The organism is Paenibacillus sp. MAHUQ-63 (assembly GCF_028765165.1).
GTDB lineage: Bacteria > Bacillota > Bacilli > Paenibacillales > NBRC-103111 > Paenibacillus_E.
In genome coordinates, this window is sequence record NZ_JARADB010000001.1 from 1,595,514 (window position 1) to 1,611,529 (window position 16,016).

At 54.8% G+C, this 16,016-nt stretch carries 15 protein-coding genes; 1 reads left to right on the forward strand and 14 read right to left on the reverse strand.

Translation table 11 applies throughout. The features are described from left to right. Nucleotides 1-9: 9 nt before the first annotated feature. From PUT07_RS07000 to infC, 6 genes are all read right to left on the reverse strand, one after another. Nucleotides 10-873, reverse strand: coding sequence for a carbohydrate ABC transporter permease (locus PUT07_RS07000; RefSeq protein WP_274467104.1), 864 nt, complete (start codon nucleotides 871-873; stop codon nucleotides 10-12). A 16-nt stretch (nucleotides 874-889) separates the two neighbouring features. Beyond that, on the reverse strand, nucleotides 890-1,840 hold the full coding sequence (locus PUT07_RS07005; protein ID WP_274467105.1) for an ABC transporter permease: 951 nt from the start codon (nucleotides 1,838-1,840) through the stop codon (nucleotides 890-892). Nucleotides 1,841-2,002: 162 nt separating this feature from the next. Then, nucleotides 2,003-4,222: an AraC family transcriptional regulator gene (locus PUT07_RS07010; RefSeq protein ID WP_274467106.1), complete on the reverse strand. Its 2,220-nt coding sequence runs from the start codon at nucleotides 4,220-4,222 to the stop codon at nucleotides 2,003-2,005. Between the two features lie 133 nt (nucleotides 4,223-4,355). After that, a complete protein-coding gene (locus PUT07_RS07015; protein ID WP_274467107.1) occupies nucleotides 4,356-5,600 on the reverse strand; it encodes a M48 family metallopeptidase in 1,245 nt (414 codons plus the stop codon). A 1-nt stretch (nucleotide 5,601) separates the two neighbouring features. Further along, the gene (locus tag PUT07_RS07020; RefSeq protein ID WP_274467108.1) at nucleotides 5,602-6,102 is read right to left on the reverse strand and encodes a hypothetical protein; all 501 of its coding nucleotides are present in this window, start codon (nucleotides 6,100-6,102) and stop codon (nucleotides 5,602-5,604) included. Nucleotides 6,103-6,309: 207 nt separating this feature from the next. Continuing rightward, nucleotides 6,310-6,795, reverse strand: coding sequence for a translation initiation factor IF-3 (gene infC / locus PUT07_RS07025; RefSeq protein WP_274467109.1), 486 nt, complete (start codon nucleotides 6,793-6,795; stop codon nucleotides 6,310-6,312). A gap of 86 nt (nucleotides 6,796-6,881) precedes the next feature. On the opposite strand from infC, the gene PUT07_RS07030 reads away from it, so the two are divergent. Then, nucleotides 6,882-7,184, forward strand: coding sequence for a hypothetical protein (locus tag PUT07_RS07030; protein ID WP_274467110.1), 303 nt, complete (start codon nucleotides 6,882-6,884; stop codon nucleotides 7,182-7,184). 29 nt (nucleotides 7,185-7,213) lie between these two features. On the opposite strand, the gene PUT07_RS07035 is transcribed toward PUT07_RS07030, so the two are convergent. The 8 genes from PUT07_RS07035 to hutU form a co-directional block, all read right to left on the reverse strand. Then, a complete protein-coding gene (locus PUT07_RS07035; RefSeq protein ID WP_274467111.1) occupies nucleotides 7,214-8,224 on the reverse strand; it encodes an LLM class flavin-dependent oxidoreductase in 1,011 nt (336 codons plus the stop codon). 170 nt (nucleotides 8,225-8,394) lie between these two features. Beyond that, nucleotides 8,395-9,105 (reverse strand): phosphatase PAP2 family protein, encoded by a 711-nt coding sequence (locus tag PUT07_RS07040; protein ID WP_274467112.1) that lies wholly within the window; start codon nucleotides 9,103-9,105, stop codon nucleotides 8,395-8,397. Between the two features lie 34 nt (nucleotides 9,106-9,139). Continuing rightward, complete coding sequence (locus tag PUT07_RS07045; protein WP_274467113.1) at nucleotides 9,140-9,805, reverse strand: TVP38/TMEM64 family protein; 666 nt, start codon at nucleotides 9,803-9,805, stop codon at nucleotides 9,140-9,142. Between the two features lie 633 nt (nucleotides 9,806-10,438). Beyond that, nucleotides 10,439-10,675 (reverse strand): hypothetical protein, encoded by a 237-nt coding sequence (locus PUT07_RS07050; RefSeq protein WP_274467114.1) that lies wholly within the window; start codon nucleotides 10,673-10,675, stop codon nucleotides 10,439-10,441. A 62-nt stretch (nucleotides 10,676-10,737) separates the two neighbouring features. Beyond that, nucleotides 10,738-11,901: a YecA family protein gene (locus PUT07_RS07055; RefSeq protein ID WP_274467115.1), complete on the reverse strand. Its 1,164-nt coding sequence runs from the start codon at nucleotides 11,899-11,901 to the stop codon at nucleotides 10,738-10,740. Nucleotides 11,902-12,066: 165 nt separating this feature from the next. Beyond that, on the reverse strand, nucleotides 12,067-13,035 hold the full coding sequence (hutG, locus tag PUT07_RS07060; protein ID WP_274467116.1) for a formimidoylglutamase: 969 nt from the start codon (nucleotides 13,033-13,035) through the stop codon (nucleotides 12,067-12,069). Continuing rightward, complete coding sequence (gene hutI / locus PUT07_RS07065; protein WP_274467117.1) at nucleotides 13,032-14,324, reverse strand: imidazolonepropionase; 1,293 nt, start codon at nucleotides 14,322-14,324, stop codon at nucleotides 13,032-13,034. The genes hutG and hutI overlap by 4 nt, the downstream gene beginning before the upstream one ends. A 14-nt stretch (nucleotides 14,325-14,338) precedes the next feature. Beyond that, the gene (gene hutU, locus PUT07_RS07070) at nucleotides 14,339-16,015 is read right to left on the reverse strand and encodes a urocanate hydratase (protein ID WP_274467118.1); all 1,677 of its coding nucleotides are present in this window, start codon (nucleotides 16,013-16,015) and stop codon (nucleotides 14,339-14,341) included. Between the last annotated feature and the right edge of the window lies 1 nt (nucleotide 16,016).

The following is a 16,016-nucleotide window of genomic DNA, read 5'->3' on the forward strand; positions in this document are numbered from 1 at the left end:
ATTGTCATATCAGGATTTGACGGAACCCAGCATCGTGCCTTTCATGAAATACTTCTGCAGGAACGGATAGACTGCGAGAATCGGAATTATCGAGACAATAATCGTAGCCGCTACGGCGGATTCGGCGGAAAACACCGTGAATTGCCCGGACTCCGAAGCCGTCTGCTGACCCGCAATAATTTCCTTGATCAGCAACGGGAGCGTGTACAATGACTTATCATTCAGGTAAATAAGCGCTTGCATGAAATTGTTCCACAGGGCAACGCATTCCCACAGGGCAATCGTCGCCAGTACAGGCTTGCATAACGGTAAAATAATCGTAAAAAAGATCCGCAGCGGGTTGGCTCCGTCCATCGTCGCCGACTCCTCGATCTCCTCCGGAATCGAACGCATGAAGCTCTGCATCACGATGACGTTGAATGCCGAGATCAGTCCCGGGATCATGAGCGCCCACAGCGTGTTGATCATGCCCAAGCTTTTGACAAGCAAATACGTCGGGATCAAGCCGCCGCTGAACAGCATCGTGAAAATAATTAAGATCGTTAACAATTTCACGCCCGGAAGGCTCTTGCGGTTAAGCGGATACGCCGTCGTTGCCGTGAACAGCACGTGAAGAACGGTACCGGCTGCGGCTACAATGATGCTGTTGCGGTAGGCCAGCCAAATAAAGCTCGAGGACAGCACCTGGCCATAAGCGTCAAGGCTGAACCCCCTCGGCCATAAGAACAGGCCGCCTCTCATCGCCAAGGACGACGTACTCAGCGAAATCGATATTTCGTGCCATAAGGGATAAAACGTCACGGCACTAAGGATTAGGAGAAACCCATAATTGCACCATTCAAATAGGCGTTCCCCCATGCTTTTCTTGATCATGCCACTCCCCCTCCCCTTACCAAAGTCCTCGTTCGCCCATTCGTCTGACGAGCCAATTCGTAAATATCAGCAGCAAGAGCCCTACTGCCGATTGGAACAGTCCTGCTGCTGCAGCAAAGGAATATCTGCCCATCGTTAACCCGACGCGGTACACATAAGTGTCCAGAATATCGGATACGCCATATACGAGCGGATTGTACAGAATAAATACTTGATCGAACCCTGCGTTGAGGATTTGGCCGGTCCGCAAAATGAGCAGAACAACGATCGTAGACGTAATGCACGGCAGCGTAATATGGCGAACGAGCTGGAAGCGGTTAGCTCCATCCATCCGTGCCGCTTCATACAGGTCCGGATTGACGCCGGCAATCGCCGCCAAGTAAATAACCGTTCCCCAGCCCACCTCTTTCCACATCTCCGTACCGACTAGGAATCCCCGGAATACCTCCGGATTCATGAGCGGAGACGTCGAGAGTCCCAGAAGCTTCAACAGCCCTGTGTCCACGGAAAATACGGAGAACAGGATCCCGCCCAATACTACCCAGGATACGAAATGCGGGAAATAGACGATGGTCTGAATGATCCGCTTGAAAGCGCCGTTCAGAACCTCATTGAGCAGCAAGGCCAGAATGATCGGTGCCGGGAAATTAAATAGCAGCTTATAGAAGCTGATGATAACCGTATTCCGCAGCGCGACCCAGAAATCCGGCGACTCGAACAGAATGCGGAACCATTTCAGCCCTGCCCAAGGGCTTGTGAACATGCTGCCGGCAATTTTGAAATCTTGAAAAGCGATCATGACTCCGCCCATCGGGATGTACTTGAAAATGACGAAATAAATGATCCCGGGCAGCAGCAATAAATAGTAATACTTGTGTTTATGAAACCCTCTCAGGAATGCCGATGATTTGGCATGCGCCGCCGGAGCGATCCCCGTACGTACCGAAGCCTTGACCGATTTATCCAAATAGCGTCTCCTCCTTTCGCCGAAGCGTTACACATGTTGTTGTGTACGCTTTCATCCTAGCCGGGAAAGGGAATGAAAAAAATCCTCAGTTTGCAATAAACATGAGGATTTTATGATCATTGCACGCCGGATGTTATAAATTTCGCATTGATATCAGTTTTTCTAGATCGTTTTGCGGTATTCACCGGGTGTCATGCCTTCGTATTTTTTGAAGAACCGGATAAAGCTCTGCACATCGTTATAGCCAACGGCCTGACTGATTTCATGGAGCGAATCGCTTCGGCTGCTTAATAGCTCCTTGCTTTTCTTAATGCGGTATTCGGTGAGGAATTCGAGCATCGACTTGCCCGTCTCCGCCTTGAACGTGCGGCTCAGATGGCCGCTGCTCACTCCGATATGATCGGCAATGTCGGTGATGGAAATATTGCGGGCATATTGCTCTTCCATATATGCGATCGTCTTGGACACATACAGATTCGTGACCTGCTTGTCCTGCAGACCTTCCAGGAAAGCGATGATTTTATGGATGTGCGTAATCATGAACTGATGCAGTTGATCGTTATTCTGACATTCATGCAATTTGAATATATCCACTTCCTCGTTCAAGCTGCCGATATCGTGGCCTTCCTTCAGCAGTTCATTCAAGACGGAGCTCATCAGCACGACGATCATGCCCTGCAGCTTCTCCAGCGGATACTTTGACTTGTATAAATATTGTTCAAATAAATCGGCCACGCACTGGACCGCTTTCTCCCGGTTCATCGAGGTCACGGAGTGAATCAGCTGCTTCTGCAGCGACATAGGATACACGAACTTCAGCTCGCTCTGGTGATCCTCAATGAATACGACATCGCCCCTGGTGATGACCGCTTTATAATTCAGAATTCGGCGGGTCTGCTCGTAGGCGGCGTGAAGGCGGTCGGCCGCTCCCAAGCCGCTGACGACCAATTGCAGCGACACCTGCAGCTGTCCTTGCAGAGCGGCGTTCATGTCGGCGCAACCGCGCTGAATCAGCTCCCGCAGCTCGCCGTCCCAGCGGCTTCTAGGCAAATTCACGATAAAGCCGAGTCTGCTGCCGTCCAGCATGGTGCCTTCCACGGGCAAGTAACGCTTGAGCGTCTCCGACACCATGCTGTAGATGACGAGCTTGCGCTGCGGATCTTCGGCATCCTCTTGCGTCAAGGGATCGACCACCGCCACGATGACGGCATAATACGGCTCGTGGAACGTAAGGCCCACCTGCTCCAATCGGGCCGGAATCGTACTTTTGTCCGTCATATTATTGCGTAGAATGTCCGAGATGAGATGAGCCTTCATCATCGGCTCGTTCTGTTTGATCGTATCCATCATGGAGGAGATCGCCCCGCTCACGACGGAGTATTCGTCGGCCGCATGCTTATTGTCCCCGGAGCCGGAGAGCGCTTCAATAATTTTCTTCCACGGATTATACATCTTCACGGCAAAGGCGTACGCTACGGCCAGTCCGATAAAGAAAACCGCAAGGACAATGAGCAGGAGCTTGGACATTTTCTCGTACAGCCGTTCTTTGTAATGGACATAGGGAATTAAGTTCACGATCGTCCAACCGTTGCCTTTGACAGCTTGGGTATGGGCGAAATAGGCGGTCTCTCCGATTTGAATTTTCTGCAGGGTATCCGAAGCTGTAGCTGCGTTCGCTGCCAGAAGCTTGTTAATCGCCTCATTCTCTTCGTTGCTGAATTGGGAAATGACATGCGCATTACTGTCCACGATGAAAATCCGCTGATCGCCGCCGCTGTTCATGTTATAGATGGTGCTCAGAAACAGCGCTTTCGGGATGTTGATGACGAGCGTGCCGAGCGGCTTGGCTGCCGTGACGGGGATCGACTTGTAGAACGTCAGATCGTTCTCCCTTACTTGATACCAGAACGTTGCACCGCTATGCAGCTTAATCTGCTCCAATGCCTCTTTATCGTAGAAAGCGCCTGCGTCGAACAACCCCTCATTCGAAGTCATAAACCGGCCGTTCAGCGCCATGTAAATGTATACGGAGGAGAACAGCTTATTCGAAACGACCTGCGTACGAAGCTGCTCTTTCAGTTGATAGTAGTCGTACATGTTAAAAGCGGACGGATCCTGCAGCATCGTGTTCATATTCGGCAGAAACGACAGCTGCAAGGAGAAATAGCTGATTTGATCGATAAGCGTCTCTATATTTTTGGAAACGCGCTGTACACTGCTGTCGGAGGATTGCTCCAGTTGGGACGTCAAATCTTCACTAATCGTATAAGAGTATACGGATACAATCATTAGCGTAGGGATCAGCACGGTTATGAAATACGAAAGCAGCTGCTTGCGAAATAAGGAACGGTTAAAAAACGGCCTGTATGTAAACCCTTTCAAGAATGTCCCTCCCTTTGGTCATCTGATCTTCCGCAGATAGTTTATCTTAGTCAATAAACGCTTCTACTGTCAATAAGGCATTGCTTCAGACAAAGAAAGCGCCTGCTCTCCGAACGAGTCGGCGAACATGGCGCTATTCGAACTGTTTGAAATACATGATCCGCTCCGCAATCTCCGGATGCGAGCCGCGAAACCACTGAACGAGCTTGGGCTGCGCCACGGGGGAGAGATTTTCTATCGCAATCTGCTGAAACGCGCGGATGGCTGCATCGCCGTCTCCGGTCATACGCATCGCGTAGACGTCCGCCCTATGCTCGAGCACCCGGGAGAAGGCGTTCTGCGCCGGAGCGGAGATGAAGCCCATCAGCGTCATGAGCAGCAGCAGCACAGGCAATGCGGCGAGATCGTTCTCGCCCCGGATGCCCCATTTGGCGCCCCAACGTCTCAGGAAGAAGCGGTAGGCGTGGAAGGCGAGCCACAGGCCTAACAAACTGAGCGCGATCCCGTAGGCGAGCCCGAGATAGATGTGCTTCTCCACATAATGTCCCATCTCGTGCGCCATCACGGTCAATATCTCATCCGACTGCAGCTTCTTCAGTGTCGTATCCCACAGCACGATGCGGGCGTTCCCGCCGATTCCGTTCACATAAGCGTTAATCGCAGCGGTCCGCTCGGACATATTCACTTCATACACTTGATCGGCCGGGATGTGCGACTCGGCGGCAAGCCGGAGAATTTGCGCTTTGAGCTCCTGATCCTGGAGCGGCTTGAAATCGTTGTAAAGCGGATCGAGCACAACAGGCTGAATGAACGTGACGAATACAATGAGCGGAACGGACAGCAGCCAGAACCAGAACCACCAGCGGTTGGGGCTCCATTGCACGACAGCTCTGAACAGCCAAACCAGTAGGATGGTCCCCAGGCTGCCAATCAGATAATCTTTGGCTTGGTCGCTGAGGAACATGGCCGGCGTCTCCGTGGATAACCCGTAGGCTTGATCGACTTTGAACAGAAACACATCCACCGGCAGGAAGAGCACGTCCATCAGCAGCGTGAACAACAGCACAAATACGGTGAGCTGCAGCAAGGAAGCGCGGAAGAGCTTCTCCGCCAGACTCCGAATTCGCACAGCCACGCCCAGGAACAGCAGGATCAGTCCGATTTGCAGCGGTGCGCTTAAGAAATAGGCCAAGGAGCGGATGCGGGATAACGACTCGGCTTTCGCCATTTGCTGGTGTGTCATGAACGTATGCGGGTCTGCGCTCGTGCCGATGAGGTCATTCGGAATTCGGAACAGATCTCCTTGGAGCAAATACACGATCATCCCCAACGCATACAGGCCGAAGGCTGCGCCAAGCAGCAGATAGAGCCGTTTCATTTCATCCCCCGCTCCCTACATCATTCAGATTAATTAACAACCAGTCCGGTGTGAAATCTCTGGACAACAGCCACACCTGCGTAAACAATCCCTTGGGCTGCACCAGCTTATGCTTATGGCTAAGCACATCGGACATGCCGAAGAGCAAGGAGACATTCCGGATAAGCAGCATACAAGGATACTCATGCGAGTAATCCTGGAACTTCAGCTCCTTAATCGCAATCCGGTCATTAATGACCTTAATGAAGTTGTCGATCACCTCGGAGCCCGGCTTCGTCAGCTCGGAACGCGACATCATGAGCCTGGCCTCCTCCGTATCGTAGAACAGATGCGTCACTTCCAGCCCCACAGGCTGAGCATCCGCGCCCTCCAGGAGCGCATCGGGCTTCTCCTGCTGTCTGATCATCCGCAGCGGCACATCGTTATTGAGATTGTATACTTCCAGGAAAATATCAATCGCAGCTTGTTCCAGCGCTTTTTTCTCATCTTCATGATTATTCATAAGCTTCCCTCATATCCGTTAAGCCGGTATTATCTACCATTTTACCCTATTCTATGAGAGGATGCCCCACGCGGTTATCATTATTTGCGCACAAGCCCCGCGCGATTCTCCCGCCTTCCTACCCTATGCGGCTTGACCGCGCTTGTATGACAGCGAAAAAAAGCACGAACGTCCGCTCCTGCTCCGGAGCTGCGTTCATGCTTGCTGTTATACCGGGTCTAGCTGCACCGACGCTTGCTTGCCGCTGAGCTGGATGCCCGTTTGCTTGCGTCCGTATGCGCTCAAGTCCCGTATGAGCGACTCCAGGAGTTCCTTCGCTTTGGCGCCTTCTTTGCCCGATATTTTTACTACGAACTGGACGGCATCGCCGCCTTGAAGAATCCGCTGCGCCTGACCGAGCTTCGTATCCAGGTCGTGATCCTCGATCTGCGGCGTCAGACGCAGCTCCTTAACCTTAGGCCCCTGCTCCCGCTTGCGGGCTTGCTGCTTCTCGGCTAGCGCTTCCTGCTTCGCCTGCCCCGAGCCGATCAGCCTGCAAGGCGGCGGCGAGCTCATCAGCGACGTACAGACCAGATCGACCTTGAGCTGTTTCGCCAATTGCAGCGCTTCTTTCGTGGACATGACGCCTAAGTCTTCACCGTCCATACCGGTGAGTTGAACTTCGGAGGCTTTGATTTTGTCATTCTTAATCATTGTGATTGCACCTGAACTTTCGTTATAATGAACCCATCTGTATGATAAAGCTGATTAGGCCGTTTGAAGGAGATGTCTGACCTCGTATGAATAGAAAACAACTGGAAGAACAAATGATTGAAAATTATAAGCGCGAGGAACATATGATGATTCTCGTCTTTGCCCAGTGGTGCATTAACCATGATCTGGATCCCGCTGCGCTGTATCATTCCGCTTATCCGGAGCAGCCCAACAATGCCGCCCTGCAGCAGGCGCTTGATCTGACTGTGCCCAAAGAGGAGGCCGGTGATGTCCAAGATGCCACCGTCCTGGGCGTTCTCTCTCTCTTCGGTAACGAAGAGCTTGCCTTTGTTGTCACACAGGAGATCGAGAAACGAAACAAACGGTAGCGTTAATATGGCGAATGTGCTCGTCGTGCCTAGGTCAGGCCGAAGGCGTCAGCCAGCAGCTCGATGGTCCGCAGCCTCGTCTCCAGCCTATAGCCGCCTGTGACGACCATGACTTCATCGACTTGATAGCTGTCGGCCAAATTCAACAACTGCTCCCTGACCTGTCCCGGATCGCCGATAATCATCCGCGACCGATTGTCCCTGATCCGGGTCTGGTCCCAATCGGAGTACACATATGCAGCCGCTTCCTCAGGCGATTTCACTCCGGTGAATTCGCCTTTTTCCATTTGCAGAATGCGCAAATCGATCGAAGTAGCGAGCACTTCGGCTTCTGCCTGCGTATCGGCGCAGAGCACATAGATGCACACCGTCGCTTGCGGTACGACGTTGAGCGCGGACGGCTTGAATGAGCTGCGGTAGCTGCGCACCGCATGCTGTCCGCCCGCTCCGTTGATGAAGTGCGCGAAGCAGAACGCTGCGCCTGCCTGCGAGGCGTACACCCCGCTCTGTCCGGTGGAGCCGAGCAGCCATACCTGGGGCACTCCCTCTACCAAGGGGGTCGCGCGGATGCCCTCGAACACGTGCCCGGGTTCCAACGAGTCGGTGAGGAACCCGAGCAGGTCCGTGACTTGCGCCGGGAACCGCTCAAGTCCCTCGAACAGATCGGCGCCGACGCCCCGCAGCGCCTTGGCCGTGTGCGGCGTGCCGCCCGGCGCGCGGCCGATGCCCAGGTCGATGCGCCCCGGGTAAAGCGCTTCGAGCATGCGGAAATTTTCCGAGACCTTGTAGGCGCTGTAATGCGGCAGAAGCACGCCGCCGGACCCGAGGCGAATGCGGCTGGTGCGGGCCGCCAAGGTTGACAACAATACCTCCGGCGAAGAGCCGGCAAGGCCGACCGAATTGTGATGCTCCGACACCCAGAATCTCGTGTAGCCTAGGCGGTCAGCCGCCTGCGCCAGCTGAATCGTCTGCCGGAGCGCTTCGCTATGTGTAAAACCGGAAGATACCGGTGACTGATCAAGAATACTTAATTTCAGCATAGTCATCCCTTCTTTCTGAGTCATCTGCCGATGATCTTGATTATACAACGTCCCGGATACAAAAGAAAAAAAGGACGAACCCCTTGAAGGCGTTGTCCTCGATTACGACATAGATCTGCAATTACTACAAGTGTATGGCTCCGGCTTAACTTTATGCCATTCTTTTTCCACTATGCTGGCAAATTGGGATTGGAATTGGAACGATCCACACCTGGGGTGGCATTCGTTCTGCGGTCGCGAATACGCTGTACCGTCATGATACATCCGATGAACCCGGCGCCGCCGACAGCAAATCCAGCCAACACGTCGCTTGGATAATGCACGCCCAAGTAAATGCGGCTCAGTCCGATGCAGACGACCAGTACGGCTGTCGCAGCTGGAATCAGCCAGGCCGCCTTGAAGCGCTCGCGCACAGCCAGCCAGAACAAATAGCCGATCAGCCCGTAGAATAAACTCGACACCATCCCGTGTCCGCTCGGGAAGCTGAAGCCCGTTTCCTCGATCAGCCAAGGGCCTGGCGGGCGCTCTCTGCCGAACGCATATTTGAGCGCGGTGTTCAGTCCCCACGCCGTCAATACGCCGACAAGCAGCACGAGCGTCTCGCCTCTTTGTTTCAGCTTGAACAGCAAGATCAATGCCACGACGACGAAAACGGCGAATTCCGCTTTGCTTTTCCCCAGCACCGTAATCCCTTTGGCTACCGGCGTGAGCCCGTCGCTTCTTAAAGACTGGACAACGCGCCCTAGCGTCATATCGAAGACCTGCAGCCAACCGGACGATAAACTTAAAGCGATTACCACAAATACAATGAGCAGCGCACAGATCGCCACCATCGCACCGGTTCCCCAAACCGCATTTCTGTACGAAGATTTCCCCTGCATGACCGAACTCTCCCCCAATTAATATCTTTTGCAGCTACGCCCGTTTACGGGCTCTTACAGCTTGCATTCGCTTAATAAGCAGCGGAACGAGCGCAAACACCGCATACATCCCGACAGCTGCGTAAAACTTGCCTGAACCGATATCCTGCAGCGACGCACCGAATACGTTATACACCACAGCACCGGGAATTATACCAATCAGCGTTCCCCATGTATAGTCCCAAAAACGAATTTTGGACAGTCCAGCCCCATAGCTAACACCGTCAAACGGGAAAAACGGCATCAGACGCATGTACAACACGACCATAAAGCCTCTCTCTTCAGCCTTTTGATCGAACGACTGCAGCTTCTTATTGCGCAAAATATGCTGAAAGCCATGACGCCCCCATTTTCTCGTGATATAAAAAGAAAGCAGCGCCCCGGCGCCGGCCCCAATAATATCGTAGATCGTCCCCCAGAAAGCTCCGAATACATAACCGCCATACAGCGTTAGCGGCGTTGCCGGAAACAAAACGAGCGGGCGCAGCGTGTACACAACAATGTACAACAACCCGCCGAGCGGACCCGACTCCCGCAGCCACTCCGTCAGCCGGCTTAAATCCATATGCTTCAAAATACCTGTACACTGCAGCACGAGCAAACCCGCGCCGGCGGCCAGAAACCATCCTATCAATAACCAAAGCGACTTCGAGCGCGCCATGGGTTCCCTCCTCCAAGCATTGCCAATGTCTCTCATCTGCTCTCCATCTTACAAAACACCGGAAGCAATATCAAATGTGAGCTAGGGCATCCAGACGGGCTTCTGGACCGCACTCGTCTCCAATCGTCCGCCGCACTGCTACTGCATTGGCTGCTACCCCCGTAAACTCAAATGCAAATGAGTCTATAGGCGCAACCTCACATTCCTTGCCCAACCCACTGCGCTGCCACCAATGGTTACGGTTAGGGCGCTCATTGACGCATCGTATCGTTGGTTTGCTTTTTCTGTGGTATCTACACTGGCGCTACCCTCGCGTATCCGGATTGAGTGAACTTAAATGCAAATGATCTATAGGCACCTCCATTTGAAGCTGCTCTGTTTTCGTTAGAGGCATTAATGTTTAAACTCGTTAATTCTGTAATATGTACAAAGGAGAAATGCGGAGACCTTAAGACGCATAAGTTGTAGCTGAGCCGACGGGATAGTGCTCCAAGACTTCAGGTGCGTGACCGACTGGAGGCTGGACCAAGCTGTACCGGAAGTTAGCGGGAGACTGTTCTGAGCCGACGGGATAGTGGCCCAAGACTTCGGGCGCCTGACCGACTGAAGGCTGGAACAAAGCGGTACCGGAAGTTAGCAGGAAGATGCCTGAGCCAACGGGATAGTGGCCCAAGACTTCGGGTGCGTGACCGACTGGAGGATGGACCAAGCGGTATCGGAACTAAGCGGGTAGCTGCCTGAGCCAACGGGATAGTGGCCCAAGACTTCGGGCATCTGACCGACTGAAGGCTGGACCAAAGCGGTACCGGAAGTTAGCAGGAAGATGCCTGAGCCGACGGGATAGTGCCACAACAACAAAATAGACCGCAAGGAACAATCCCCTGACGGTCTACTCGGTTAAACGTGTTGCTCCAGTACTTCACGCCGTTATATTAACTTGCGCAGCATTTCTTGAACTTTTTGCCGCTGCCGCACGGGCAGGGATCGTTCCGGCCAATCTTCGTCCGCGTTCTCATATCGATGACATCCGCTTGCGCGGGAGCTTGCTGCATAACACCCGCCGGCTTGATTGCCGCAGAGAGCTCGCTAGGCGAGTAGCCCTTAAGGGCCCACATACGCGTCCCGTTGTTGAGTGCTGCAATGCAGCTCATGAAGCCTCTGGTCAACTCCAGATCATCGATTTCAAGCTGCTGCTGGAGGGATTGAAGTATGACACCTGCGGCAGCGCCATTACGAATTTGATCCACACAATCCTCTACGATCAAATCAGCATCCTCAAATCCGACGGAGTAGTTCTTGCGGATAAAATCGATAAAAGCTTTGTGCACCTGGTTCCGGTCAACAAATCCAGGCTCTCCCGCAGCAAGCAGCTGGCTTTTGGTAAAAGGATACAACGAGATGCTAAGTCTGGATTCCTGCTCCAACTGCACTTGCTTCGGATTGATCAACTCAATGTTGTGATAGCCTTTGGAATCGGGCACGATTTGCTGATAGAAAGGAATGGCTTCCTTAATAACCGTCAAGTATTCGCTCACTTGTACGTCAGATCCCATATGCTGTTTGACAAGGTTCAACATTTCATCTTCGTTCAGCCGCCCGTAGTAAAACAGCATGCCGCTCGTCAGCTTGATCCATTCCGCGTTCCTTTTGAACTTCTCACGATAGGCATTGACGTCCAGCTTCTGAAAGCTATGAAGCACTTCCTGCGGCATAGCCAACGTAAACTTCCCCTTGTGAATACCGGCAAACAGCAGCCCTCTGCTCTCAAAATAATGCAGCTGAAAGAAGTCTATCGGCGTGTGAGAGACGCCTCCGCGTCCGGCAACCTGTTTCAAAATCTGATAACGGGTCTCGTCCATTTTATGAAGCAGAACTGGCAGCGCATCCGGAATATGCCTTTCCAACGCAATCGCCAAATCTTGTTTTTTCAGTGAGCTTACGCCTTTAATCTCCAAATTCGTACGGATTTCCGTTAATTCGCCCTTCGATAATCGAACAAGACGGTCAGCGAGTGAAAGCGGAACTGTCATTTCGGGATAAAATCCCCCCCCTACAGCAGCCTCATTCTGATGTTTTGCGCTCTGGCGCTTGTCCATTTCCTTCATCCTTTCCAACAAGAAAAACATTTGCATCTTCAATTTGCTCCATACATTGTACAATTTATCCGCCGTTTGGGATAGAGTTTCCCACTAGTTTCCATCAACGTTACCGATTTAGCCATAAAAAGGCACCTGCCAGTTCATCTGGCAGGTGCCTCTTTCCTACACCGGACGCAGGGCAACGCCGGCCAAAAAGCTGAGCATGAACTGCACCGCAAGCCGTGAAGTGACATTCCGCACATCGACGGTCGGATCGATGCAGACCATATCCAGCCCTTGTACTTGCGGCAGCGCTCCAAGTCGGTGCAGCGCATCCATGGCATCCCACGGATGCATGCCCCCGGTGCCGATGGCGGGACAGCCAGGCGCATAAGCCTGATCGATGACGTCCACGTCGAAGCTCACATAGAGCGCATCCGTCTCCTGTCCGGCAAGCGCAAGCGCTTGGTCCAGCACGGCATCGATGCCCATGCGTCTGACATCCCGTGAGGTGAAGACATGCACGCCTTGGTTTATCACATACTCGTGGTACGGCTTCGAGTTCATGAACCCGCGAATGCCAATCTGTACGATGTGCCGGCCTTGCACGACACCTGACTCCAGAATGCCCCGAAACGGCGTGCCGTTCGTCGCCCCGCCATCCTCGAAATTGCGCACATCATGGTGTGCGTCAAAGTGGATGATACCGACATTGCGCCCGGGATAGCGGTCTGCGAAAGCTTTGAGCGACGGACAGCTCGTCGAATGATCGCCGCCGACGATGATCGGGATCAGCGCAGGCTGCTTCCGATACAGCGCGCGCAGGCTTTCCTCGATGCGGCGGTGGCATTCTGCGATGTCGGTGACATGCATCTGGATGTCGCCAAAATCCCGGACGGCCAAATCCTGCAAATCGACTCCGTACTCCAACGAGTACGTCGTGAAAGATTTGAACGCCGCCCGTATGGAGGCCGGCGTCGCGGAAGCGCCGGAGTGGGAGATCGACGACTTCGAGAGCGGAACGCCGATGATGCCGGCAAGCAGCGGCTCGCTGCCGTCCCACTGGCGGAGCCAATGAGCGACTTTCGTCTCCATCCGATCGCGGAAGGCGGCTTGGTCGGGCGCCCGGAGATAGGGAATGTCCTGGCTCATTCTACCGCCTCCTTATCCGTCAGCGAACGGTTCCACACGACGACTTTTCCGTTCTTCACAACGCCGAACGTGTGATTAATACCGAAATGGTACGGCAAATAGGCGATATTCGGTGCGTCGAAGATGGCGAGATCCGCTCTTTTGCCGATCTCGATGGAGCCGATCTCGTCACCGCGGCCCAACGCATTCGCTGCGTTGAGGGTGCAGGCGGTTATGATTTCCTCTGGGGTCATTTTCAAGTTAAGCGACGCCAGCATCATAATGAGTTGGATCGACTCGGTCGGACAAGAGCCAGGGTTATAGTCTGTGGACAGAGCCACCGGCAGCCCGTAAGTGTCGATCATGTCACGTGCACGCGCGTGCGAAAGCAACCCGAGATTGAACGAAGTACCCGGCAGCAGCACCGGCACGACACCGCTTGCCCGAAGCGCCGCAAGCCCTTGGTCTGTAGCGACGAGCAAGTGCTCGGCAGATATCGCTCCCACCTCGGCGGCGAGCTCGGCTCCGCCGAGCGGGACAATTTCGTCGGCATGGATTTTGGCACGCAGTCCAAGCCGCAGGGCGGCCGTCAGTATCCGGCGTGACTGATCCACCGAGAAAACGCCCTCCTCGCAAAACACATCGCAGAACTCCGCAAGCCCCGCTTCCGCTACCTGTGGGAGCATATCCTCCACGATGTGGTCCACGAACGCTTCGGTCCGCCCTTTGAACTCGGGCGGGACGGCATGCGCTCCCATGAAGGTCGGCACCACGTCGACGGGATGCGAGCTCCGCAAGCGCTGCGCAACGCGCAATTGCTTCATCTCATCCTCCACGGTAAGGCCATATCCGCTCTTCGCTTCAACGGTTGTGACTCCGTTCAGCAGCATCTCATCGAGGCTGCGCCGCGCCTTGTGGTACAGTTCACTCTCGCCGGCAGCCCGGGTAACTTTCACGGTACTCAGAATGCCCCCGCCCTGCGCCAAAATATCCAAATAAGGCACGCCGGACCGTTTCAGCGCCAGCTCGTGCTCACGCGAGCCTCCGTGCACCAGATGCGTATGGGGGTCGACGAGGCCGGGAGTGACCAAGCGCCCGCCGGCATCGATCGTCTCGGCAATGGCGACCCCTTCAAGGCTCTGCCAAACCTCTTGGGCTGGGCCGAACCATGCGATACGCCCTTGGCGTATGGCAATTGCCGCATCTTCGATCTCACGTATTTCCTTCATCGTCTGTCCGCAACGCGGCGCATTGCCCGGCGGTGTGACCAAGCGCCCGATGCCTGTGATAAGCAGATCAATCCGTTCCATCGTAAGCCTCCTTCCTAGCCTTGCTCGCTCATCGGGATGCGAATGCCATGCTTCTCCGCCGTCTTCACCGCCTCGTCATATCCTGCATCGACATGGCGGATGACACCCATGCCGGGGTCTGACGTCAGTACGCAGCTCAGCCGCTCTGCCGCTGCATCCGTTCCGTCTGCGACCACAACCATGCCCGCATGCAGCGAATAGCCCATGCCCACGCCGCCGCCATGATGGACCGATACCCATGAGGCTCCGGCCGACGTGTTGATCAACGCGTTCAAAATCGCCCAATCGCCCACGGCGTCGGAGCCATCCTTCATCGCCTCTGTCTCCCGGTTCGGCGAGGCGACGGAGCCGCAATCCAGATGGTCGCGGCCGATGACGATCGGTGCTTTCAGCTCTCCGCTGCGCACCATCTCGTTGAGAGCGAGCCCGAACTTCTCTCGCTCGCCGTAGCCGAGCCAGCATATGCGGGCCGGAAGCCCTTGGAAGGCGACGCGTTCTCCGGCCATCCGGATCCAACGATGCAGGTGCGCATTGTCCGGGAAAAGCTTCAACACCAGCTCATCGGTCTTGCGGATATCCTCCGGATCGCCGGAAAGCGCCGCCCAGCGAAACGGCCCTTTGCCCTCGCAGAAGAGCGGGCGAATATAGGCTGGGACGAAGCCGGGAAAATCAAAGGCTCCGGAGACGCCTTCGTCATAAGCGACTTGACGGATATTGTTCCCGTAGTCGAATACAACGGAGCCCATCTGCTGCATATCGAGCATCGCTTGCACATGGCCGGCAATGCTTTGCTTGGATAAAAGCACATACTGCTCGGGATCGCTCGCCCGCAGCTTAGCCGCCTCCTCCGGCGTGAAGCCCGAGGGAATGTACCCGATGAGCGGATCGTGCGCCGACGTCTGATCCGTTACGAATTGCGGCTTCACCCCGCGCCGCACGACCTCCGGGTACACCTCCGCCGCATTGCCGAGAAGCCCGATGGACAGAGGCTTCCCAGCCTGCATCGCTTCTTCCGCAAGCTGCAGCGCCTCGTCCAACGATTCGGCCAGCACGTCGCAGTACCGTGTCTGGATACGGCGCTCGATGCGCGAACGGTCGGCCTCGACCGCAATCACGACGCCTTCATTCATCGTGACCGCCAGCGGTTGGGCGCCGCCCATGCCCCCTAAGCCCGCCGTCAAGGTCAGCGTACCCTTGAGCGTTCCTCCCGCATGCTGCCTGGCCGCCTCGGCGAAGGTCTCGTAGGTTCCCTGCAGAATGCCCTGCGTACCGATGTAGATCCAGCTGCCCGCCGTCATTTGTCCGTACATCATAAGCCCCTTCGCTTCCAGCTCACGGAAATGCTCCCAATTCGCCCATTTGGGCACGAGCACCGAGTTGGACAGCAGCACCCGCGGTGCGCGCGTGTGGGTTTTGAATACGCCGACGGGCTTGCCGGATTGAATGAGCAGCGTTTCGTCGTCTGCCAGACGCCGAAGCTCCCGCACAATCGCGTCATATGCCGGCCAATTGCGCGCCGCTTTGCCGATGCCGCCATAGACCACTAGATCTTCCGGACGCTCCGCCACCTCCGGGTCGAGATTATTCATCAGCATGCGCAGCGCCGCCTCCTGCACCCACCCCTTGCAAGAAAGCTCGGTGCCGCGCGGTGCGCGGACTGCTCTCTGTCCATGTTCGTTTGCGCCTGTCATC

Bases quoted from the DNA above. Each gene is read 5' to 3' on its own strand.
- PUT07_RS07030 (WP_274467110.1), top strand. From the start codon at position 6,882: ATGAATAGAAAACAACTGGAAGAACAAATGATTGAAAATTATAAGCGC.
- hutU (WP_274467118.1), bottom strand. From the start codon at position 16,015: ATGACAGGCGCAAACGAACATGGACAGAGAGCAGTCCGCGCACCGCGC.
- PUT07_RS07015 (WP_274467107.1), bottom strand. From the start codon at position 5,600: ATGAAACGGCTCTATCTGCTGCTTGGCGCAGCCTTCGGCCTGTATGCG.
- PUT07_RS07040 (WP_274467112.1), bottom strand. From the start codon at position 9,105: ATGCAGGGGAAATCTTCGTACAGAAATGCGGTTTGGGGAACCGGTGCG.
- PUT07_RS07020 (WP_274467108.1), bottom strand. From the start codon at position 6,102: ATGAATAATCATGAAGATGAGAAAAAAGCGCTGGAACAAGCTGCGATT.
- hutI (WP_274467117.1), bottom strand. From the start codon at position 14,324: ATGGAACGGATTGATCTGCTTATCACAGGCATCGGGCGCTTGGTCACA.
- PUT07_RS07045 (WP_274467113.1), bottom strand. From the start codon at position 9,805: ATGGCGCGCTCGAAGTCGCTTTGGTTATTGATAGGATGGTTTCTGGCC.
- PUT07_RS07000 (WP_274467104.1), bottom strand. From the start codon at position 873: ATGATCAAGAAAAGCATGGGGGAACGCCTATTTGAATGGTGCAATTAT.
- infC (WP_274467109.1), bottom strand. From the start codon at position 6,795: ATGATTAAGAATGACAAAATCAAAGCCTCCGAAGTTCAACTCACCGGT.
- PUT07_RS07055 (WP_274467115.1), bottom strand. From the start codon at position 11,901: ATGGACAAGCGCCAGAGCGCAAAACATCAGAATGAGGCTGCTGTAGGG.
- hutG (WP_274467116.1), bottom strand. From the start codon at position 13,035: ATGAGCCAGGACATTCCCTATCTCCGGGCGCCCGACCAAGCCGCCTTC.
- PUT07_RS07035 (WP_274467111.1), bottom strand. From the start codon at position 8,224: ATGCTGAAATTAAGTATTCTTGATCAGTCACCGGTATCTTCCGGTTTT.